The 18,641-nt window shown below is 72.2% G+C and carries 21 protein-coding genes; 11 read left to right on the forward strand and 10 right to left on the reverse strand.

The genetic code is table 11. The annotated features are described in order from the left end of the window. Positions 1-46 precede the first annotated feature (46 nt). The 4 genes from ACFY3C_RS00340 (at position 47) to ACFY3C_RS00355 (ending at position 4,036) form a co-directional block, all read left to right on the forward strand. Positions 47-733 carry a DUF4232 domain-containing protein gene (locus tag ACFY3C_RS00340; protein WP_390769102.1) on the forward strand — a complete coding sequence of 229 codons (687 nt, stop codon included), beginning with the start codon at positions 47-49 and terminating at the stop codon, positions 731-733. A 200-nt stretch (positions 734-933) separates the two neighbouring features. Further along, the gene (locus ACFY3C_RS00345; RefSeq protein WP_386578046.1) at positions 934-2,175 is read left to right on the forward strand and encodes a hypothetical protein; all 1,242 of its coding nucleotides are present in this window, start codon (positions 934-936) and stop codon (positions 2,173-2,175) included. Positions 2,176-2,235: 60 nt separating this feature from the next. Continuing rightward, positions 2,236-3,489: an SLC13 family permease gene (locus ACFY3C_RS00350; protein WP_390769531.1), complete on the forward strand. Its 1,254-nt coding sequence runs from the start codon at positions 2,236-2,238 to the stop codon at positions 3,487-3,489. 55 nt (positions 3,490-3,544) lie between these two features. Beyond that, a complete protein-coding gene (locus ACFY3C_RS00355; protein WP_390769103.1) occupies positions 3,545-4,036 on the forward strand; it encodes a universal stress protein in 492 nt (163 codons plus the stop codon). 38 nt (positions 4,037-4,074) lie between these two features. Here the strand turns inward: ACFY3C_RS00355 and ACFY3C_RS00360 are convergent, their stop codons facing one another. Both ACFY3C_RS00360 and ACFY3C_RS00365 read right to left on the reverse strand, forming a co-directional pair. Beyond that, the gene (locus ACFY3C_RS00360; RefSeq protein WP_390769104.1) at positions 4,075-5,913 is read right to left on the reverse strand and encodes an RICIN domain-containing protein; all 1,839 of its coding nucleotides are present in this window, start codon (positions 5,911-5,913) and stop codon (positions 4,075-4,077) included. A gap of 276 nt (positions 5,914-6,189) precedes the next feature. After that, entirely contained in the window at positions 6,190-7,083 is an 894-nt protein-coding gene (locus ACFY3C_RS00365; RefSeq protein WP_390769105.1) for a helix-turn-helix domain-containing protein, read from the reverse strand. A 69-nt stretch (positions 7,084-7,152) separates the two neighbouring features. Between ACFY3C_RS00365 and ACFY3C_RS00370 the strand changes: the two genes are divergently transcribed. After that, positions 7,153-7,962 (forward strand): phytanoyl-CoA dioxygenase family protein, encoded by an 810-nt coding sequence (locus tag ACFY3C_RS00370; protein WP_390769106.1) that lies wholly within the window; start codon positions 7,153-7,155, stop codon positions 7,960-7,962. A 41-nt stretch (positions 7,963-8,003) separates the two neighbouring features. Here ACFY3C_RS00370 and ACFY3C_RS00375 read toward each other — a convergent pair whose 3' ends face one another. Next, a complete protein-coding gene (locus tag ACFY3C_RS00375) occupies positions 8,004-8,972 on the reverse strand; it encodes an aldo/keto reductase (RefSeq protein ID WP_390769107.1) in 969 nt (322 codons plus the stop codon). Positions 8,973-9,093: 121 nt separating this feature from the next. On the opposite strand from ACFY3C_RS00375, the gene ACFY3C_RS00380 reads away from it, so the two are divergent. After that, a complete protein-coding gene (locus tag ACFY3C_RS00380) occupies positions 9,094-9,945 on the forward strand; it encodes an endo alpha-1,4 polygalactosaminidase (RefSeq protein ID WP_390769108.1) in 852 nt (283 codons plus the stop codon). Between the two features lie 25 nt (positions 9,946-9,970). Here ACFY3C_RS00380 and ACFY3C_RS00385 read toward each other — a convergent pair whose 3' ends face one another. Beyond that, positions 9,971-10,504, reverse strand: coding sequence for a flavoprotein (locus ACFY3C_RS00385; RefSeq protein WP_390769109.1), 534 nt, complete (start codon positions 10,502-10,504; stop codon positions 9,971-9,973). Positions 10,505-10,513: 9 nt separating this feature from the next. Continuing rightward, positions 10,514-10,972: a nuclear transport factor 2 family protein gene (locus ACFY3C_RS00390; protein ID WP_390769110.1), complete on the reverse strand. Its 459-nt coding sequence runs from the start codon at positions 10,970-10,972 to the stop codon at positions 10,514-10,516. 110 nt (positions 10,973-11,082) lie between these two features. Here ACFY3C_RS00390 and ACFY3C_RS00395 point away from each other — a divergent pair, with 110 nt between their 5' ends. After that, positions 11,083-11,637 carry a TetR/AcrR family transcriptional regulator gene (locus tag ACFY3C_RS00395; protein ID WP_390769111.1) on the forward strand — a complete coding sequence of 185 codons (555 nt, stop codon included), beginning with the start codon at positions 11,083-11,085 and terminating at the stop codon, positions 11,635-11,637. Positions 11,638-11,676: 39 nt separating this feature from the next. On the opposite strand, the gene ACFY3C_RS00400 is transcribed toward ACFY3C_RS00395, so the two are convergent. Together ACFY3C_RS00400 and ACFY3C_RS00405 are read right to left on the reverse strand one after the other, a co-directional pair. Further along, entirely contained in the window at positions 11,677-11,874 is a 198-nt protein-coding gene (locus tag ACFY3C_RS00400; RefSeq protein ID WP_386578037.1) for a ferredoxin, read from the reverse strand. Between the two features lie 12 nt (positions 11,875-11,886). Further along, complete coding sequence (locus tag ACFY3C_RS00405; protein ID WP_390769112.1) at positions 11,887-13,116, reverse strand: cytochrome P450; 1,230 nt, start codon at positions 13,114-13,116, stop codon at positions 11,887-11,889. Between the two features lie 294 nt (positions 13,117-13,410). Between ACFY3C_RS00405 and ACFY3C_RS00410 the strand changes: the two genes are divergently transcribed. Beyond that, on the forward strand, positions 13,411-14,043 hold the full coding sequence (locus ACFY3C_RS00410; protein WP_390769113.1) for a LysE family transporter: 633 nt from the start codon (positions 13,411-13,413) through the stop codon (positions 14,041-14,043). A 10-nt stretch (positions 14,044-14,053) separates the two neighbouring features. Here ACFY3C_RS00410 and ACFY3C_RS00415 read toward each other — a convergent pair whose 3' ends face one another. Further along, on the reverse strand, positions 14,054-14,506 hold the full coding sequence (locus ACFY3C_RS00415) for a nuclear transport factor 2 family protein (RefSeq protein WP_386578034.1): 453 nt from the start codon (positions 14,504-14,506) through the stop codon (positions 14,054-14,056). A 232-nt stretch (positions 14,507-14,738) separates the two neighbouring features. Between ACFY3C_RS00415 and ACFY3C_RS00420 the strand changes: the two genes are divergently transcribed. Together ACFY3C_RS00420 and ACFY3C_RS00425 are read left to right on the forward strand one after the other, a co-directional pair. Beyond that, complete coding sequence (locus ACFY3C_RS00420) at positions 14,739-15,188, forward strand: nitroreductase family deazaflavin-dependent oxidoreductase (protein WP_390769114.1); 450 nt, start codon at positions 14,739-14,741, stop codon at positions 15,186-15,188. A 218-nt stretch (positions 15,189-15,406) separates the two neighbouring features. After that, positions 15,407-15,715: a DUF4235 domain-containing protein gene (locus ACFY3C_RS00425; protein ID WP_390769115.1), complete on the forward strand. Its 309-nt coding sequence runs from the start codon at positions 15,407-15,409 to the stop codon at positions 15,713-15,715. A gap of 34 nt (positions 15,716-15,749) precedes the next feature. Here ACFY3C_RS00425 and ACFY3C_RS00430 read toward each other — a convergent pair whose 3' ends face one another. Together ACFY3C_RS00430 and ACFY3C_RS00435 are read right to left on the reverse strand one after the other, a co-directional pair. Then, positions 15,750-16,214: a pyridoxamine 5'-phosphate oxidase family protein gene (locus ACFY3C_RS00430; protein ID WP_390769116.1), complete on the reverse strand. Its 465-nt coding sequence runs from the start codon at positions 16,212-16,214 to the stop codon at positions 15,750-15,752. 65 nt (positions 16,215-16,279) lie between these two features. Further along, positions 16,280-16,999 (reverse strand): helix-turn-helix domain-containing protein, encoded by a 720-nt coding sequence (locus ACFY3C_RS00435; protein WP_390769117.1) that lies wholly within the window; start codon positions 16,997-16,999, stop codon positions 16,280-16,282. 125 nt (positions 17,000-17,124) lie between these two features. Here ACFY3C_RS00435 and ACFY3C_RS00440 point away from each other — a divergent pair, with 125 nt between their 5' ends. Then, entirely contained in the window at positions 17,125-18,627 is a 1,503-nt protein-coding gene (locus tag ACFY3C_RS00440) for an APC family permease (RefSeq protein ID WP_390769118.1), read from the forward strand. Positions 18,628-18,641: the final 14 nt, after the last annotated feature.

The following is an 18,641-nucleotide window of genomic DNA, read 5'->3' on the forward strand; positions in this document are numbered from 1 at the left end:
GCACGCGTGAGCCGCGCGCCGCGAACATCCAGGAGTGTTGAGCGACATGGCGTACTCATCCCGGTCATTGCAGCGCGCGGCCCTGCTCGCGGGCACGGCGGCCGTAGTGGGCCTCCTGACCGCCTGCGGCAGCCCCGGCACCCAGTCGACACCCCAGACGGTGCCGGGTACGGCCGGTCCGGCGACCGAGGCCACGGGCGGCTCGCCCTCCTCCGGCACGTCCGCCGCCGCCTCGACACCGGACGGCGGCACGTCGTCCTCCGCCCCGGGCAAGGCCACCGCCTCCCGCACCGGCACCACGACCCAGAGCGGCAGCACCCGGTGCCACACCTCCGAGCTGCGCGCCGCCGTCGGCCGCAACAACCCGGGCGCCGGCCAGGAGAACTTCCCCATCGTGCTCACGAACAAGTCCGCCCGGATCTGCACTCTGCGCGGCTATCCGGGCGCGGCCTTCGTGAACGCCTCCGGCACCCAGCTCGGCCCGGACCCCAAGCGGTCCGGGGGCTCGCCGGTGACGGTGACTCTGCGGCCCGGACAGAGCGCCTGGGCGGGCCTGACCTTCTCCAACCCGGAGATCAGCGGCGCGAAGACGGCCACGCCGGCCGCGCTGGTGGTCACCCCGCCTGACGAGCGGGACCCGCTGAAGGTGACGTGGACGGCCGGGGCGGTCCCGGTGTCCGGGAACTCCTCCTCCGTCTTCCTGACCGTCTTCAACTCCGGTACCGGCGCCTGACCGAAGCCTCTCCGAGAATCCCGCGAACCCCGCTGTCCGCTCCCGGGCAGCGGGGTTCGTCATGAGCGCGCCACAAGTGTCACAGGACGGCAACACGTCCCGGCCGCCGCGATCTTTCCGCAGGGACCCCTCATCGAACCCGTCGACCGCACAGCGAGAAGGCTCCGCAGGGAGCCGCGACGAGGAAACCGGGGAAGAACATGAGCGGCATTTCACGCAGGCGTGTGCTGACGGCGGGGGCGGCCGCGGGCGCCCTCGGGGCCCTGTCCGCCTGCTCCACCGCCGGCGGGCTGTCCGTCGGCGGGAAGGACCCGGCGTACGGCAAGGGCACCAAGCAGGCCCGGCCGGCCAAGCCCATAGGCGACGGGTCCACCGCCGACACCGGCGCGCAGCCGCACCAGCCGAAGCCGGTCCGGCTGAAGCCGGGCCAGAAGCCGCCGCAGTTCGTGGTGTTCTCCTGGGACGGCGCCGGCGAGCTGAGCAACCAGCTGTTCTCCCGGTTCCGCAAGGTCGCGTCCGACCACGGCGCCAAGATGACCTTCTTCCTCAGCGGGATCTACACGCTGCCTGAGGCCAAGAAGAGCCTGTACCGTCCGCCGCAGCACGCGGTCGGCGCGTCCGACATCGGCTACCTCGCCGACCGGCACATCCACGCCACCATCCAGCAGGTGCGGGCCGCCTGGCTGGAGGGCCACGAGATCGGCACCCACTTCAACGGGCACTTCTGCGGCGCGACCGGGGTGCGCAACTGGTCGTCCGCCGAGTGGCGCAGCGAGATAGAGCAGGCGATCGGCTTCGTCACCAAGTGGAAGACGAACACCGGCTTCACCGACCTCGAACCGCTGCCCTTCGACTACCGCAAGGAACTGATCGGCGGCCGCACCCCCTGCCTGGAGGGCCAGACCAACCTGCTGCCCACCGCGGCCGCGCTCGGCTGGAAGTACGACGCCAGCTCCCCGGGCGGGCTGCAGATCTGGCCGGGCAAGGTGCAGGGCGGCCGGATCTGGGACTTCCCGCTGCAGTCCATACCCTTCGCCGGCCACTCCTTCCAGGTGCTGTCGATGGACTACAACATGATGTTCAACCAGTCCGGCGGGAACCCCCTGGGCGATCGCACCCAGTTCGACGCCTGGCGCGCTCAGACCAGAGACACCTACCTGGCCGGGTTCCGGCGCGCGTACGAGAGCAACCGCGCCCCCTTCTTCATCGGCAACCACTTCGAGCGTTGGAACGGCGGCATCTACATGGACGCCGTCGAGGAGGCGATCGGCCGGATGGCCGAGCACGACGAGGTCCGGTTCGTGTCCTTCAAGCAGCTCGTGGCCTGGCTGGAGGCGCAGGACCCGGCGGTGCTGCGCAAGCTGCGCACGCTGTCACCGGGTCAGGCCCCGGTGGGCGGCTGGGAGGAGTTCCTGGGCGCGGCGGGCACCCGCTCCTCATAGTCCATCTCTGCCGTTTGTTTTCATGGGCGGGCACCATCTGATCGATCCGGAGGACCCGCCCTGAACACCCCGCTCCTCGAAGCCCTGTCCGCCGCGCTGCTCGCCGCCGTGCTCGCCTGGGCGGTGGTACGGCCCTTCGGGTGGCCGGAGGCGGTGCTGGCCGTCCCGGCCGCCGGGATCGCGATCGCCACCGGGGCGATCTCGCTGGACCACGCCCGGGCCGAGGCCGAACGGCTCGGGCCCGTCGTGGGATTCCTGGCGGCCGTGCTGGTGCTCGCCCACTTCTGCGCTGTGGAGGGGCTGTTCCAGGCGTGCGGGGCGTGGATGGCGCGGTGGGCGGCGGGCCGTCCGGTACGGCTGCTGACGGCGGTGTTCGCGCTGGCGTCGGCGATCACGGCGGTGCTCAGCCTGGACGCCACGATCGTGCTGCTCACCCCGGTCGTCTTCGCGACGGCCGCGCGGACGGGCGTACGGCCGAAGCCGCACGTGTACGCCTGCACGCATCTGTCGAACACGGCGTCGCTGCTGCTGCCCGTCTCCAACCTGACGAACCTGCTCGCCTTCGCGGCGAGCGGGCTGACCTTCACCCGGTTCGCGGCGCTGATGGCGCTGCCGTGGCTGGTGGCGATCGGCACCGAGTACCTGGTGTTCCGGCGGTTCTTCGCCCGTGACCTCACCGCGGCGGCCCCGGCGGGCCGGGACACCGGTGAGGCGCCGCGGCTGCCGCTGTTCGCGCTGGTGACCGTGGGCTGCACGCTGGCGGGGTTCGTGGTGGCGTCGGTGTTCGGGGTGGACCCCGCGTGGGTGGCCGCCGCGGGGGCGCTGGTGCTGGCCGGGCGGGCGCTGGTACGGCGGAAGGCGACTCCTGTCACCGTCGTACGGGCGGCGGCGCCCGCCTTCCTGGCGTTCGTGCTCGCGCTGGGCATCGTGGTGCGCGCGGTCGTGGACAACGGGCTCGCGGACGCGCTCGGGCATGTCCTGCCCGGCGGCACGGGGCTGCTCGCACTGCTCGGGACGGCCGCGCTGGCCGCCGTCCTCGCGAACCTCATCAACAACCTGCCCGCGGTACTGGTGCTGCTGCCGCTCGCCGCTCCCGCCGGTTCCGGCGCGGTGCTCGCCGTCCTGCTCGGGGTGAACATCGGCCCTAACCTGACCTACGCCGGGTCGCTCGCCACCCTGCTGTGGCGGCGGATCGTGCACCAGCACGAGCACGGCGTGGACCTCCGGGAGTTCACCCGGCTCGGTCTGATCGCCGTGCCCTCCACGCTGGCCGTGTCGGTGGTGGCACTGTGGGGGTCGCTGCAGATTCTCTGAGAGTTCCCTTCTCCGAGAGCTCCGAGAACTCCGAGAGCCGAGGGAGGCCGGCCGGATGCGTGTGATCGCCTGGCTCGTCGAGGGCACCTGGCCCGCCTGCGTGGACGCCGTGCGCACCCACGCCCCGCACGCCTCCGAGGTGGTGCTGCTGCATGTGACCGGTCCGGACGTGCCCGGGGTGGCGCACGCCGCCTACGCGGGGCTCCTCGGCCGGGGCCATCCCGAACACGACCCGGGCAGCCGCCTGGAGGCGCTCGGCGACAGCTCGGCGGCCGAACTTCTTGCCGCGGCGGCCGAGCGGCTGGGACGGCCGTGCACCCGCGAGGAGCGGACCGGGCGGGTCGAGCGGGAGGTGGTGGCCGCGGCCGACGGAGCCGATCTGCTGGTGCTGGCCCGGGACGGCGACCGTTCCCGGCTCGGGCCGCACAGCCTGGGCCCGGCCGCCCGGTTCACCGTCGACCACGCGCCCTGCCCGGTGCTGCTGGTGTGGCCCGAACCGGCCCCGGACCTCGGGACGATCCCTCCCCCGCCGCCGCACCACCGCTGAGCCACACCGCGGGCCTGGCCCGGCCGGCCGGGCGACGTTCAGTGGTGGTGGCCCCCCGTACCGCCGCCGTAGCCACCGCCGTTGTAGCCGCCGCCACCGCCCCAGTCGCAGTAGTCCGGGTAGACCGAGCAGTAGTCGCGCGCGGGGGAACTCGACGGCGCGGGGCTGGACTTGGATGCGGTCGGGGTGGGGGTCGGGGACGGGGTCCTCGAGGCCTTGGGGGTGGCCTTGGCCGGCGGGGACGGCGTGGGGGTGTTGTCGGTGTCCCAGTTGACGACTTCCATCTGCAGGTCCGGCTTGGCGGTGTCGACGGTCCAGCGCTGGGCCGGGTTCGCGGCGCGGTTCTTGAGGACGAGGGCGCCGGAGCCGTCGGTCGCGGCGGGGGTCAGCGCCAGATCCTGGTCCGAGCGGGGCACCAGGGCACCCTGGAGCGTGAAGTCGTAGCGGATGTCCTTGGCGGCCTTACCGGTGACCGAGCAGGGGGCGAGCCGCACCGAGTAGCCGAGGTGGGAGTCCAGGCACAGGTCCGGGGCGGAGGCGTTGCGCAGCAGTCCGTCGGTCTCGTACGACCACTGCTGGCTCGCCTCCGAGGAGCAGGTGGTGAGTTCGGTCTCCGCGTCCTTGACCGCCTTCTTGCCGACGACGCCCACGCACAGCCCCGAGGCGAGGTTGTGCAGCCGGCCGCGCAGCGCGCCCTTGGTGGTGCCGCTCGCGCCGGCCCAGGACGGACCCGGTGCGGCGGAGTCCTTGCCGGGCGCCCGGGAGGGCGTGCCGTTGGGAGCCGGGGCCGGGTCGTCGCCCGAGCCGAGCACCGACCACAGGACGAGCGGGAGGACGACCAGGCCGCTGACCGTGACGACGGCCAGGGTGAGATTGCGGCGCCGGGCACGGCGGGCAGCCCGGTGCGCCGAACGGCGGGAGGGGCCGGGCGCGGCGGCTGGGGCGGGGGTGGCGGGCGCGGACGCCATGGCCATGAATGCCTCGCCGCCCAGGGGAACCGTGGGGGCCGGTACCGGGTCCGGGGCCGGGGCGGTGGTCTCCTCGGTGCGGGCCGCCCGGGATTCCATGTAGGCGCGGGCGCCCCAGCCGAGGACCGCCTCGGCGAGTGCGAGGCCGAGTCCCGTGTTGAACTGGGCCAGCTGGTCGGCGGTCTGGCTGCAGTGCCGGCAGCCGGTCAGGTGCTGCTGCAGATCCGGGTCGATGTCGACTCCGCCCCGGCGGAACGTCACGTCGAGCATGCGCAGGTAGCGCTGGCACTCGGCCTCGGGGGCGAGTTCGCGGTGGGCCTGGAGGCATTCCTCGCGCAGCCGTTCGCGGGCGCGGCGCAGTTCGACCCGGGTCTCCTCCTCGTCCAGGCCGAGCAGCGCGGCGGGGACGGCGAGGGGTTCCGCCTCGACCTCTATGTGCCACAGCACCGCGCGGGCGGACTGGGGCAACCGCTGGAACGCCCGGGACAGCAGTCGCCGGCCGGAGGGCGGGAGCAGCCGCGCGGCCGCGCGCTCTCCGCCGCCGGTACCGGGCCGCAGGGCGGGGTGGAGGAGTTCCTGGCGGCCGTCGCCGTCCCATTCGGCCGCGATGCGGCGGACGGTGACCAGCAGGTGCGGGCGCCAGGCGGCGGACGGGCCCGCCTGGCGGAGCGACTCGCCGAACAGCCGGGTGAAGGCGGCCGTGGTGAGCATTCCGGCGGCGCGCGGTCCGTCGGTGCACAACCGGGCGTAGGCGAAGGCGGCTTCCCAGTGCCGGTCCAGGAGTTCACCCACCGGGTGGAGCGCGGGTGTTGTTCCCGTCCACTTCTTCAGTTCGGCGCTCAGTTGTTCGTCCGAAGCGTCGAACCGGCGGGCGGTTGGGGCGGAATCCGACCGGCCTGCGTCATTCACGGCTGCGTTCCTCCGGGCGCGACACGGGAATTGGTCCATACCAAAGGGTACGGAATGGGATTCGGCATCTCGAACGTCCGCCTGGGCAGCTCTTTTGAAGCGTGGGGGGCGTACGGGAGCGGCCTGGCGCATGCAGCAGGAAATGTAATTGTCTGCACGCCGACAGCGCACACTTTTGCACAGGCCGACGCCATTGAACAAGAGATCTCTCACTTTTAAACATTGCGTCGACAAGCGGCTCTTTGACCATTCGTCAATGAAAGCCTTTGCCGTGCATTACGGCCGCTCCCCCGCGCGATAGGCGCCGGGCGGCACTCCGTAACGCTCGCGGAAGACGCGGCTGAAATGGAAGGGGCTCGGGAATCCGGACGCCGCCGCCACCCGCTCCACCGTCAGGTCGGTGGCCTCCAGCAGCCGGGCCGCGTGCCGCAACCGGGCCTCACGCAGGGCGCGCATGGGCGACCTTCCGGTCCGCAGGGTGAACAGGTGGGCGAACCGGGACGGGGAGAGCGCCACGCTCTCGGCGAGCGAGGCGACGGTGTGCGGGGCGCCCGGGTCGACGGCTATCAGCTCCTCGGCCTGTCGTACGCGGGTGTCGTCGCCCGGCTCGGGTGCCGGCTCGCGGGCGCCCGAGGCGGCGAGCAGCACGACCTCCTCCAGCGCGCACAGGGCCAGCTCCCGCGCCAGACTGCCGTGGGCCACGGCCACCGGGTCCTCCGCCTCGGGCGGTGCGCCCGGCGCGGGCCGGCGGGCGTCGGCGAGCATCCGGCTGAACGCGGCCTCGATGCGGCCGTGCAGGGTTGTGGGGACAGGTGCGACGACGTACAGGCCGTCGGCGACGGCGTACGGGCGGATCCAGGTCGCCCAGGACGGGCGCGTCTGGCAGTGCGCCCACCAGAACCGCCAGTGCGGAGCACCGGGCGCCACGGCATAGCGGTGGGCCACCCCCGGGGCGAGCACCACCAGATGCCCGGCGACCGCCTCGGCACGGGCGCCGCCCTGCCGGATCGTGCCGCCCCCGCCCGTGGTGAAGGTGAACAGCCAGCTGTCCGACCCCCGCGGCCGATTGACGCCGTACCCCGGCCCCTGGTCGTAGCGCCCGGTCACCACCAGGCCCGGCGGCGGGGACGGGTCGCCGGCAGCAGTCCCGGGCAGTCCGTCAACATGCATGGGCATCCTTCCCGGGCGTGCGTCGGCCTAGCGTGACAGGCACATGGGCACCGGACGAGGAGCGGACATATGACAGCCACGGGCATCGGCGGCATCCTGCCCGACGCACTCCGGCAGCAGTTCGAGGAGGCGGGATTCACCGTCGTACGCGGGCTGTTCGGGTACGACGAGATCGTGCGGCTGCGCGACGGCTTCGCGGCGCTGCGGGCGGCCGGGCCGGTGCCCGGGCACTTCGAGCCGCGGCCCGCGGACCCCGACCCGCTGCGCAGGCATCCGCGGGTGATGCAGCCGCACGAGTTCAGCGCGCAGGCGCGGGAGTTCCTGCTGGACGCGCGGCTGCGGGCGGTGCTGGAGGTGCTGTTCGGCGAGGAGGTGCTGGCCGCACAGAGCATGTTCTACTTCAAGCCGCCGGGTGCGCGGGGCCAGGCGCTGCACCAGGACAACTTCTATCTACGGGTCGAGCCGGGCACCTGTGTGGCCGCGTGGGTCGCCTGCGACGTCATCGACCGGGACAACGGCGGCCTCGAAGTCGTCCCGGGCACGCACCGGATGGACCTGTTCTGCCCCGAAGTGGCGGACGAGGAGCTTTCGTTCGCCCGCGAGTACGTCCCGCCGCCGCCCGGTCTGACTCCGGTTCCCGTGGACCTGGCACCGGGCGACGTGCTGTTCTTCAACGGCAGCCTGGTGCACGGCTCGGGACCCAACCGCAGCGCCGACCGCTTCCGGCGCTCCTTCATCGGGCACTACGTCGGCCGTTCGGCCGAGCGCATCGGCGGCTACTACCGGACGCTGGCCATGTCCGGTGCGCGGGTCCCGCTGCCGGAGAGCGAGGGTTCGGGTCCGTGCGGCACGGAGTTCGCACCGCACGGACCCCACTGAGGCAACGGACCTCACTGAGGAGCAACGGACCCCGTCGAGGATCAGTGGCCGCTGATGGCGCGCGGGGTGTAGGCCTCCTCCAGCTGCTCGATCTCCTTGTCGCTCAGCACCAGTTCGACGGCGGCCACCGCGTCCTCGATGTGCTGCGGCTTGGCCGCGCCGACGATCGGTGCCGCCACCGTGTCCTGGTGCAGCAGCCAGGCGAGGGCGATCTGCGCGCGCGGGACACCGCGGTCGGCGGCGATACGGGTGACGGCCTCGACGATCGAGCGGTCGCTCTCCAGGTAGAGGCGGCTGCCGAAGTTGTCCTGGGCGCTGCGCTCGGTGACGGTGCCCCAGTCTCGGGTGAGCCGGCCACGGGCGAGCGGGCTCCAGGGCAGCACGCCCACACCCTGGTCCGCGCAGAGCGGCAGCATCTCCCGCTCCTCCTCGCGGTAGAGCAGGTTGTAGTGGTTCTGCATGGACACGAACTTGGTCCAGCCGTGCCGCTCGGCCGTGTACTGGGCCTTGGAGAACTCCCAGGCGTACATCGAACTCGCCCCGATGTAGCGTACCTTGCCCGCCTTGACCACGTCGTGCAGCGCCTCCATCGTCTCCTCGATGGGAGTGGCGTGGTCGTAGCGGTGGATCTGGTAGAGGTCAACGTAGTCGGTGCCGAGGCGGCGCAGGCTGTGGTCCAGCTCGGACATGATGGCCTTGCGGGACAGCCCGCCCCCGTTGGGGCCCGGCCGCATCCGGCCGTGCACCTTGGTGGCCAGCACGATCTCGTCGCGGTCGGCGAACTCGCGCAGGACCTTGCCGACGATCTCCTCGCTGGTTCCGTCCGAGTAGACGTTGGCGGTGTCGAAGAAGTTGACGCCCGCCTCCAGCGCCTGCCGGATCAGCGGCCGGGACGCCTCCTCGTCGAGGGTCCACTCGTGGACACCGCGGTCGGGCAGTCCGTAGGTCATGCAGCCCAGACAGATCCGCGACACGTCCAGGCCCGTCGAACCGAGCTTCACGTACTGCATCGTCACTGCTCCTGCCTTCCGGGGCGATGGTCACTCAGGAGCGTACGGCGTGCTCCGGCGCCGACTTGACCGCGACGTCGCGCGGACGATTGGATCCTGACACGTGATCGATCGAGCGGACGTGCCCGCCAAAGGCCTCTCCCGTGTCTCCGGCCCCGGGACGACCGTCAGTACCGCGCTGCTCGCCCTCGCCCTCGCGGTGTCGGCACTGACGGGTTGTGACGCGAGCAGCACGCCCGAGCGGCAGTCCCAGAAGCCCGCCGCCGTACGCCTGCCGCCGCGTCACGCCGGTTTCGACTACCAGATCGGCGGGGCCTATCCCCCGCCCGCCGGTGTCCGGATCGTCAGCCGCGACCGGTCCGACTCCCCGGCGCCCGGCCTGTACAACATCTGCTACGTCAACGCCTTCCAGGCCCAGCCGGAGGAGCGCTCCTCCTGGCCCGCCGACCTGCTGCTGCGGGACGCCCGCGGCAAGGTCGTCATCGACGAGGACTGGAACGAGCCGCTGCTCGACCTGCGCACCCCGGCCAGGCGCAAACGCGTGGCGGAGCGGGTCGACCAGTGGATCGACGGCTGCGCGAAGAAGGGCTACGACGCCGTCGAGCCCGACAACTACGACAGCTACACCCGCTCCCACCACCTGCTCACGGCCGCCGACGCGACCGCGTTCATGCGCCTGATCTCCCGGCACGCGCACGAGCGGCACCTGGCCATCGGGCAGAAGAACACCACCGAACTGGCCGGGCAGCGAGGGCAGGCCGGGCTGGACTTCGCGGTCACGGAGGAGTGCGGGCAGTACGACGAGTGCGAGGCGTACGCCAAGGCGTTCGACGACCGCGTGGTGGACATCGAGTACACCGACAGCGGCCTGCGCAAGGCCCTCGCCCGCTGGGGCAAGCGGCTGAGCATCGTCCGCCGGGACGTGGACGTCTCCACACCGGGCGAACCGGAATACGTCCGAAAGGTGCGGTGACGCGCCGGAGCGGTCCTGCCGTCCCTCAGGGCCGCTCCAGCAGGTCCAGCGCGCTCTCCCAGGGGAACTCGGGCCGCCCACCGCCCTCCTCGGGCATGCCGGAGTACGGCTCACCGAAGCGGACGCCCATCCCGCGCAGCCGGATCAGGCTGTCCTGGTAGGCAGGGTGGGCGGCCAACGCGTCCGCCACACAGGGCAGGACGGCGATCGGCACACCCAGCCCGGCGGCCTCGCACAGGGTGCCGACGGCGAGGGTGTCGGCCAGTCCGGCCGCCCACTTGTTGACGGTGTTGAAGGTGGCGGGGGCCACCACCACGGCGTCCGGCGGCGGGAACGGGCGCGGGTCGGCCGGGGAGCGCCAGGCGGACCGTATCGGCCGGCCCGTCTGGGCCTCGACGGCGGCAATGTCGAAGAAGCCGCCCATGGCGACAGGTGTGGCGATGACCCCGACCTCCCAGCTCCGCCCCTGGGCAGCGGTGATCAGCTTGCTGACGCCGTCGGCGATCCCGGCCGCGCAGACGACGACGTAGAGGAAGGGCTTCCGGTCCTGTGCGGTCATCCGGGCACCCTACTGAAGCGGGAAGGTCTGCCCCCGCTCGGCCTCGGGCCGCGGTCCGTGGATGCGCCGCTGGTCCTCCTCGATGCGCAGGTCGTTGATGCTCGCCTCCCGACGGGTCATCAGACCGTGCTCGTCGAACTCCCAGAGTTCGTTGCCGTAGGAGCGCCACCACTGCCCGTCGGCATCCCGGCACTCGTACTGGAAGCGGACGGCGATGCGGTTGCCGTCGAAGGCCCACAGGTCCTTGCGCAGCGCGTAGTCCCGCTCGCGGCGCCATTTGGCGGCGAGGAACTCGACGATCTCGGCGCGGCCGGTGACGAAGGTGTCGCGGTTGCGCCAGACGGAGTCCTCCGAGTAGGCGAGCGCCACCTTGTGCGGGTCGCGGGTGTTCCAGGCGTCCTCGGCGGCCTGGACCTTCTGCGCGGCGGTCTCGCGGGTGAAGGGAGGCAGGGGCGGGCGGTCGGCCATGGTGACTCCTCGGCTCATACAGCTTGCACGGCATCGGAGAACGAGCGTTCTCCGCAGGGGCTGCTACCGTAGGAGAACGTACGTTCTCTCGTCAAGGAGTGGGGTCGCAGATGGACAGCGCGGTCGCCCGGGAGCAGGCGCTCGACGCCGCGGAGGGGCTGTTCTACGCCCGGGGCATCCAGTCCGTGGGCATGGACGAGCTGCGCGGCGCCTCGGGCGTCTCGCTCAAGCGCCTCTACCAGCTGTTCCCCACCAAGGACCAGCTCGTCGAGGCCTACCTGGCCCGCCGGGACGAGCGCTGGCGCGGCCGGCTCGCCGAGCACGTGGCACGGCAGCCGGACCCGCGGGAGCGCATCCCCGCCGTCTTCGACTGGCTGGAAGGGTGGTTCGGCGAGGCCGGCTTCCGCGGCTGCGCCTGGATCAACGCCTACGGCGAACTGGGCGCCACATCGGCGCGGGTGGCGCAGCAGGTGCGCGCGCACAAGGAGGCGTTCCGGGGCCACCTCGCCTCGCTCGTGACCGACGCGGGACTGCCCGCCGCGCTGACCGGCCCCCTGTTCCTGCTGGCCGAGGGCGCCATGGTCACGGCGGGCGTCACCGGCAGCACCCGGCCGGCGGCCGAGGCCCGCGAGGCGGCCCGCGTGCTGGTGGCGGCCGCCGGCTAGGGCCTGCCCGGACAAATCGGGCAGACGCCGGGCAGCGGATCAGGCCGGCTCCGTCACCTTGATCGCTCCCACCGGGCAGGCGCGGGCCGCCTCGCGGACCATCGGGTCGCCCGCGCCGTCCTCGCTGCCGGGGATCAGCATGCTGAAGCCGTCGTCGTCCTGGGTGAACACGGACGGCGCGGCAAGCGCGCACTGGCCCGCGCCGATGCAGACGTCCTTGTCGATCTCAATGTGCATGGACTGAGCCTCTTACCAGGTCACGGGGAGTTCCAGCATCCCCTGGATCGTGTCGCCGGGTTTGAAGGGGATCTTCTCGGCGGGCGCGGCCAGCCGCAGGCCGGGCAGCCGCCGCAGCAGGGTGCCGAGGGCGATCTCCAGCTCCGCACGGGCCAGGTTCTGGCCCAGACACTGGTGGATGCCGAAGCCGAAGGCCACGTGATGGCGGGCGGGGCGATGGAAGTCCAGGGCGTCGGGGTCGTCGTACAGGGAAGCGTCGCGGTTGATGACCGAGGTCGCGAAGAGAACGCCCTCGCCGGCCCGGATCGTGGTGCCGGCGACCTCGATGTCCTCCAGGGCCACCCGCAGCATGCCCTCCGCGATGGACAGCATCCGCATCAGCTCCTCGACGGCGGCGGGCAGCAGCGCCGGGTCGGCGCGCAGCTCGGCCAGCCGGTCGGGGTGCTGGAGCAGGGTGTAGGTGCCGAGGGAGATCATGTTGGCGGTCGTCTCGTGGCCGGCGACCAGCAGGATGACGGCCAGCGCGAGCAGTTCGGTCCGGTCCAGCGCGCCCTCGCTCAGCTGCTGGTGGATGAGGTCGTCCAGGACCCCGTCGCCGGGTTCGGCCTCCTGTGCCTTGCGGTCGATCAGGTCGCCGAGATACGCCTCGAGCCGCTCGCGCGCCGCCTGGGTGTCGGCGGCCGACGGGCCGCGCAGCAGCCGGCGGGACTGCTCCTCGAAGAACTCGTGGTCGGCGTACGGCACCCCGAGCAGACCGCAGATCACCATGGACGGCACGGGCAGGGCGAAGGCGGAGACCAGTTCGGCCGGCGGGCCCTTCTCGATCATCGCGTCCAGGCACCCGTCGACGATCCGCTGGACGGTGGGCCGCAGCTCGGTCGCGCGTTTGAGGGTGAACGACGGGATCATCATCCGCCGCTGCCGCTGGTGCACGGGGTCGTCGACTCCGAGCAGCGCGACCCGCCGGTCGCGGACGGCCGCGAAGCGGGCCGTGGGCATCGGGAAGTCGGGGCGGCTGCGGTCGGTGGAGAGGCGACCGTCGGCGAGCAGCGCGCGGGCGGCGGCATGCCCGGTGACCAGCCAGACCTCGCGGCCGTCGAAGAGGGTGGCGCGGGACAGGGGTCGCCCGTCGCGCAGCGGCTGGTAGCCGGTGGGCGGGTGGTAGGGGCAGGTGCGGTCCTGGGGGAAGGCGACGGGTTCGGCCGGGTTCGCCGGGCCGGTGATGTCCGTCAGTTCCGTCATGGAAAGACCTCGCAGACGAAAGAAGTGCGTCGTGCCGATCTTCATTAGATGCCCCAGGCACCTATGGGACGACGACAAGTTCGGCCAGATCGGTGATCGGTGCGATCTGGCCGAAGAGTGTGGTCACCGGGGGCGGGAACGCGCCGAAATTCGCTTGCCGCCGCGGAGCCGGCGACCCGAAGATCTGCCCATGTTGCTTATGGACACCATTCTGCCGCCGACCCCCGCCGCCGTCCTGCCGGTGCGGGACCAGCAGCAGCCCGGCCGTCATCGGAGGCCCGAGCCCGCGCGCCCGTGACGGCCGCGCTCCTCGCCGGCCTGCTGGCCGGCTACGGCATCGCGATTCCCGTCGGCGCGGTCGGGACCTACCTGGTCTCCCTCACCGCCCGCACCTCGCTGCGCACCGGCGCCTGCGCCGCCCTCGGCATCGCCACGGCCGACGGCCTGTACGCACTGGTGGCCGCGGCGGGCGGCTCGGCCCTGGCGGCGGCGCTGCGGCCGGCGCTGACCCCGCTGCGCTGGACCTCGGCCCTGGTCCTCGTCGCCCTCGCGGTGTGGGGCGCGGCCCTGGCGCTGCGCCAGTACCGCGCCCATCGCGTGGCCACCCGCCCCGAGCGGCCGGTTCCCGGCGCAGGACGCGCCTATCTCGGCCTTCTCGGGATCACCCTCCTCAACCCGGTCACGGTGATCTACTTCGTCGCGCTGGTGCTCGGCAGCAGTACCGCGGACGCCGTACGACCACTGGAGCGGGCGGCGTTCGTCGTGGCGGCCTTCGCCGCCTCCGCGAGCTGGCAGTTGCTGCTGGCGGGCGGCGGCGCCCTGCTCGGCCGCGTCCTCACCGGCCGCCGGGGACGGTTGCTGACGGCGCTGGTCTCCAGTGCGGTGATCCTGGTGCTGGCGGCGCGGATGACGGTGGCACCCAGGTGACCGCCGGCGGTCAGGGCACGCGCGCGGGGCCGGGTGCGAAGGCGCGGGCGACGGCGAGGCTGTCCTCGTAGACGTGGTGGCGCACGACCAGGCCGTCCCGGACGGTGAGGTGCAGGGCGAACCGGGCGGTGTAGGAGCGGCCGGTCGGTTCGGCCGTCTGCCGGATGGCGCCGAGCACGACCGCGTCGTCGCCGTCGACCAGGATGCGTTCGATCCGGGTGTCCGCCTTTTCCGGGACGTGGTGGGCGGCCAGCTCGCGGTAGTGGGCGACGGCGTCGGTGCGGGTGGAGCGGTGCCGGATCCACGGGGTGTCGGCGCGGCCGTGCTCGTCCTGCGGCCAGCTCAGCTTCCAGTCGCCGTGCTCCGCGTACAGCTCGCCGATCCGTTCGGGGTCGCCCTGGCCGATCCGGCGGAGCAGTTCCTCCACGACGGAGCGGGTCGGGGTGGTGCAGTCGGGAAGCATGAGCGCCGCGCCCCCTTTCTCGTCTTCTCGTCTTCTCGTCTCCGGGCCGGCCGCGGCGGGTGTGTGGTGATCACCCGGGATCACTGTGCCCGAGGCGTCCGGGGCGGCGCGATGACCCGCGGGGTAATCACCCGCCCGGGCGAAGTGGCCCGCGGTACGGATGATTCGGGCGGCCGCGGGTGTTGTATGTGGCCGCACGTCAGTCGTTGGACCGACCGAGGAGACGGTTGCCATGCCGCTTGAGGGCGAGTACGAACCCAGCCCGACGCAGTGGGTGCGCGAGCAGGTCGAGCTGTACGAGAGTTCGGGCGGGACGAAGGGCACGACACTGATGGACACCGGGATGCCGGTCATCATCCTGACCACCCGGGGCGGCAGGAGCGGGAAGATCCGCAAGACGCCGCTGATGCGGGTGGAGCACGAGGGACGGTACGCCGTGGTCGCCTCCCTCGGCGGCGCGCCCAAGCACCCCGTCTGGTACTTCAACGTGAAGGCCGAACCCCATGTGGAACTGCAGGACGGTGCGGCCAAGCGGGACATGAGGGCCCGTGAGGTCACCGGCGCGGAGAAGGCCGAGTGGTGGGAGCGGGCCGTGGCCGCATACCCGCCGTACGCCGACTACCAGAAGAATACCTCGCGGGAGATCCCCGTGTTCGTCCTGGAGCAGCTCGACGGGAGCTGATTCAGGCCGGGAAACGGCTCGTTCTAGAAAAATCTGTTTCCGGGAGGCATGAACCGGCTTCCCGGCGGGGAGTCAGTGCATCAGGGCCCCGCCGCGTTCCCCCGTCGCGGCGGGGCCCTTCTGTGTCCTGCCCGGCGGCCGGTCCGTGCGCCCGGGCGAACGGGTGGCGCCGTGCGGGCCTCCCGCTTGAGGGGCGCAGGGCGAGGAAGAAGTCACCCATGGCGAAGTACAAGAAGAAGAAACTCCCCCTCGTCTACGCACCGCTCGGCTTCGCGCTCAGCTGGGTGGGCGGGGCGCTCGCGGGGCTGGCCTTCCGCAGGGCGTGGCGGGCGCTCCGGCACGAGGAGATCCCGCCCGACGCGCTGGACCCGGACCGCGGCTGGGGCGAGGTCCTGCTCGCCGCAGCGGTCCAGGGTGCCATCTTCGCGGTGGTGCGCAGCGCCGTCGACCGTACCGGCGCCAAGGCCATCGCCCGGTCGACGGGTGCGTGGCCGGTCGCCGAGAAGGCCGACCGGGACCACGACTGACCCGCGGGCCGGGCCCGCGGGCCGTTCTCGGGTGTCAGTCGGCGACCAGCCACACCCCGTCGCGCATCAGCTCCCGCCCCTGCAGCTCGTTCTCCTCGCGCCAGGCCTGGACGCGCTGCGGGAGGACGTTGAAGTACAGGTAGGGGGTGGTGAGTTGACGCGGGTCGAAGCCGGTCTTGCCGGCGAAGATCTCGGCGTCCTCCTCGGGCAGGTCCTCGGGCGTCACGGCCCGGACGACGCCCTCGATCATGACGACGTCCCGGGTCGGACCGATGCCGATGCGGGCCTTGCCGGTGGCCTGGAGGTTGCGGCCGGTGGGGCTCGCGGCCGGGGTTGCGATCAGCAGGGTGGCGCCGTCCCAGACGAACGACAGGGGGACGAGATACGGCGCGCCGCCGTCCTCGCCCGCGGTGGCGACCCAGGCGTCCTCGTCGTGCTCCAGCCGGTGGAGGGTGTCCTTCTTGCGCTGTTCGGCAGTGCGGGCGGGCGGCGGGGTCATGTCGTACGGCCTCCTCGGGACGGGCTTGTACTCGTATGACGTGCGGACGGCGTCCAGTGTGACCGTCAGCCTTCCGTCTGCGCACGGATGTGATCAAGGCGTGTCTGGGCCGCCGTCAGCAGCAGATCGAGTGCGGCCGGGTAGGAGCTGGTCCGCATGGAGGCCACGAGGTGGCGGGCGGTGGCCGCGATGTTCGGGTGGGTGTCGGCCGGCAGCCGGGCGTAGGTGTCCCGCCACACCTCGGCCTCGGCCTGCTGGGCGGCCCGGGGCAGGGCGGTGACGGCGGAGTCCAGGGCACCGAAGGCGAGGGCCTGGTCGACGAAGGCGTGGTAGATCCGTACCGCTTCCGGATCCGGGAACCCGGCCCGGCGGAGCACGCCGATCATGCTCTCGACCGCCTGGATCTCGTGCACCCGGCCGGTGACCCGGTGGGCGCTGAGCATCGCCGCCCGGGGGTGGGCGAGGGCGCCCGCGTGCATGCGCAGGCCCAGGTCGCGCAGGTCGGCGCGCCACTCGCCGGTGGGCCGCCAGACCCGCAGGGTACGTCCGATCAGCTCGTCGGCGATGGCGAGCATCAGGTCGTCGGTGTGCCGGAAGTACCGGTACAGGGAGCTGGGGTCGGCGCCCAGGGCGCGGCCGAGGCGGCGCACGGAGAGGGCGTCGGCGCCGTGCTCCTCGATCAGCCGGAGCGCGGTCTCGACGATCAGCTCGGCGGAGAGCACGACGCCCTGCTTGGTGGGGCGCCTGCGCTGCCGGTCGGCGGCCGGGACGACACGGTCGGTCATGAGAGCCCTCCCTGGTGTGTGCCCGGCACCTTATGACAACACCGTTGACCTGTGAAGTGCACCGGCGGTTTCATCTGCGGTCACCGGGGCCGACCAGGCCCCCCGGTGCGAGCGGAGAACCGGCGATGAGCGAGACCCCCTTCGGTGTGGATCCACCCGCGCAGCCCGAGTTGCGCAAGTCCCTGAGCGTGCTGGACGGCGTCGCCGTCGCCGCGTCCAGTACGGCCGCGACCACCAGCATCGGCATCGGCCTCGGTGTGACGGCCGGTGTGGTCGGCCTGCATCTGCCGGCCATCATGCTGCTGGCCTTCCTGCCGATCCTCGGCATCGCCGGCGCCTACTCCCGGCTGAACAAGGTGGAGCCCAACGCGGGCAACGGCTATGTGTGGGTGGGCCGTTCGCTCAACCCCTGGCTCGGCTTCATGGTGGGCTGGGTGAACTTCGTGGCGAGCATTGCGTTCCTCGCGTACACCACGGCGGTCACCGGTTCCGCGATGCTGCAACTGGCCGGGGACGCGGGCCTGCACCGGATCGGCTCGCTCGCCCTGGATCCGGACTCGACCGCGCAGACCACGGCGGTGGGCATCCTGGTCCTCGTCGCGGTGACCCTCACCGCCGTGACCGGCGTGCGCACCGCGGCCCGGCTGCAGACCTGGCTGCTGGTCTTCGAGTACGTCGTGCTGCTGGGCTTCTGCGGATACGGCATCGTGGCCGGCCCGCACCCCTTCGAGCTGTCCTGGTTCAACCCGTTCGAGATCCCCTCGGCGACCGGGCTGGCGCAGGGGCTGCTGCTGTCGGTGTTCTGCTACTGGGGCTTCGACGCCGCGTTCACCGTCAACGAGGAGGTGCGCGATCCCCGGGACGCCTCCAAGGCCGGGACGATCACCCTGGTGACCATGCTCGGGCTCTTCCTGCTCGGCTCGATCGCCTTCCAACGGGTGCTGTCCGAGGGCGAGTTGGCCGGGCACGGGGCGCAGGGGCTGGCGTACTTCGGTGACCGGCTGGCCTCTCAGCCGCTGGCCGCACTGCCCCTGGTGGCGCTGATGTTCTCGGCGGTGGCCTCGCTGCAGGCCGGGGTCATCCCGACGGCCCGCGGCATGTTCGCGATGAGCCGGGACCGCACCCTCGGACCGGTGTGGGCCAAGGTCAGCCCCCGGTACGGGACGCCGGCGGTCGGAACCCTGTTGATCGGGGCCCTGGCCACGACGGTGGCGGTGCTCGCGTTGGTGATCCCGCGCCTCTCCGACATGATCAATGCGACGGTGAACGCCGTCGGGATCGTCGTCGCCCTGTCCTACGCGCTCACCGCGCTCGCCGCCGTCGTGCGCTTCCGGTCCCTGCTGCGCGAGGACTGGCGGCAGGGGGTACGGGCCGTGGTGCTGCCCACGCTGAGCGCCGTCGCCCTGCTGGGTCTCGGCGGCTACCTCGGCTGGTCCTTCTACAGCTCCGCAGACCACTTCGAGGTCAGCGCGGGCAACGGCTGGTTCCTGCTGCTCATGCCGATAGTGATGATCGTGTCCGGATTCGTCGTGGCCGCGTGGGCGAAGTGGGTGCGCCGATCACCGTACTTCCGCACCGGCGTCGGCACCGACGCCGACTCCCAGCAGCTTCTGACCACCGCCAACTGACCTACCAGGAAAGG

This window comes from Streptomyces sp. NPDC001410 (assembly GCF_042895235.1).
Classification (GTDB): domain Bacteria; phylum Actinomycetota; class Actinomycetes; order Streptomycetales; family Streptomycetaceae; genus Streptomyces.

Coding starts and splice junctions, on each gene's coding strand:
- ACFY3C_RS00340 (WP_390769102.1), top strand. CDS start 47: ATGGCGTACTCATCCCGGTCATTGCAGCGCGCGGCCCTGCTCGCGGGC.
- ACFY3C_RS00345 (WP_386578046.1), top strand. CDS start 934: ATGAGCGGCATTTCACGCAGGCGTGTGCTGACGGCGGGGGCGGCCGCG.
- ACFY3C_RS00355 (WP_390769103.1), top strand. CDS start 3,545: ATGCGTGTGATCGCCTGGCTCGTCGAGGGCACCTGGCCCGCCTGCGTG.
- ACFY3C_RS00365 (WP_390769105.1), bottom strand. CDS start 7,083: ATGCATGTTGACGGACTGCCCGGGACTGCTGCCGGCGACCCGTCCCCG.
- ACFY3C_RS00370 (WP_390769106.1), top strand. CDS start 7,153: ATGACAGCCACGGGCATCGGCGGCATCCTGCCCGACGCACTCCGGCAG.
- ACFY3C_RS00375 (WP_390769107.1), bottom strand. CDS start 8,972: ATGCAGTACGTGAAGCTCGGTTCGACGGGCCTGGACGTGTCGCGGATC.
- ACFY3C_RS00385 (WP_390769109.1), bottom strand. CDS start 10,504: ATGACCGCACAGGACCGGAAGCCCTTCCTCTACGTCGTCGTCTGCGCG.
- ACFY3C_RS00390 (WP_390769110.1), bottom strand. CDS start 10,972: ATGGCCGACCGCCCGCCCCTGCCTCCCTTCACCCGCGAGACCGCCGCG.
- ACFY3C_RS00395 (WP_390769111.1), top strand. CDS start 11,083: ATGGACAGCGCGGTCGCCCGGGAGCAGGCGCTCGACGCCGCGGAGGGG.
- ACFY3C_RS00400 (WP_386578037.1), bottom strand. CDS start 11,874: ATGCACATTGAGATCGACAAGGACGTCTGCATCGGCGCGGGCCAGTGC.
- ACFY3C_RS00405 (WP_390769112.1), bottom strand. CDS start 13,116: ATGACGGAACTGACGGACATCACCGGCCCGGCGAACCCGGCCGAACCC.
- ACFY3C_RS00415 (WP_386578034.1), bottom strand. CDS start 14,506: ATGCTTCCCGACTGCACCACCCCGACCCGCTCCGTCGTGGAGGAACTG.
- ACFY3C_RS00420 (WP_390769114.1), top strand. CDS start 14,739: ATGCCGCTTGAGGGCGAGTACGAACCCAGCCCGACGCAGTGGGTGCGC.
- ACFY3C_RS00425 (WP_390769115.1), top strand. CDS start 15,407: ATGGCGAAGTACAAGAAGAAGAAACTCCCCCTCGTCTACGCACCGCTC.
- ACFY3C_RS00430 (WP_390769116.1), bottom strand. CDS start 16,214: ATGACCCCGCCGCCCGCCCGCACTGCCGAACAGCGCAAGAAGGACACC.
- ACFY3C_RS00435 (WP_390769117.1), bottom strand. CDS start 16,999: ATGACCGACCGTGTCGTCCCGGCCGCCGACCGGCAGCGCAGGCGCCCC.
- ACFY3C_RS00440 (WP_390769118.1), top strand. CDS start 17,125: ATGAGCGAGACCCCCTTCGGTGTGGATCCACCCGCGCAGCCCGAGTTG.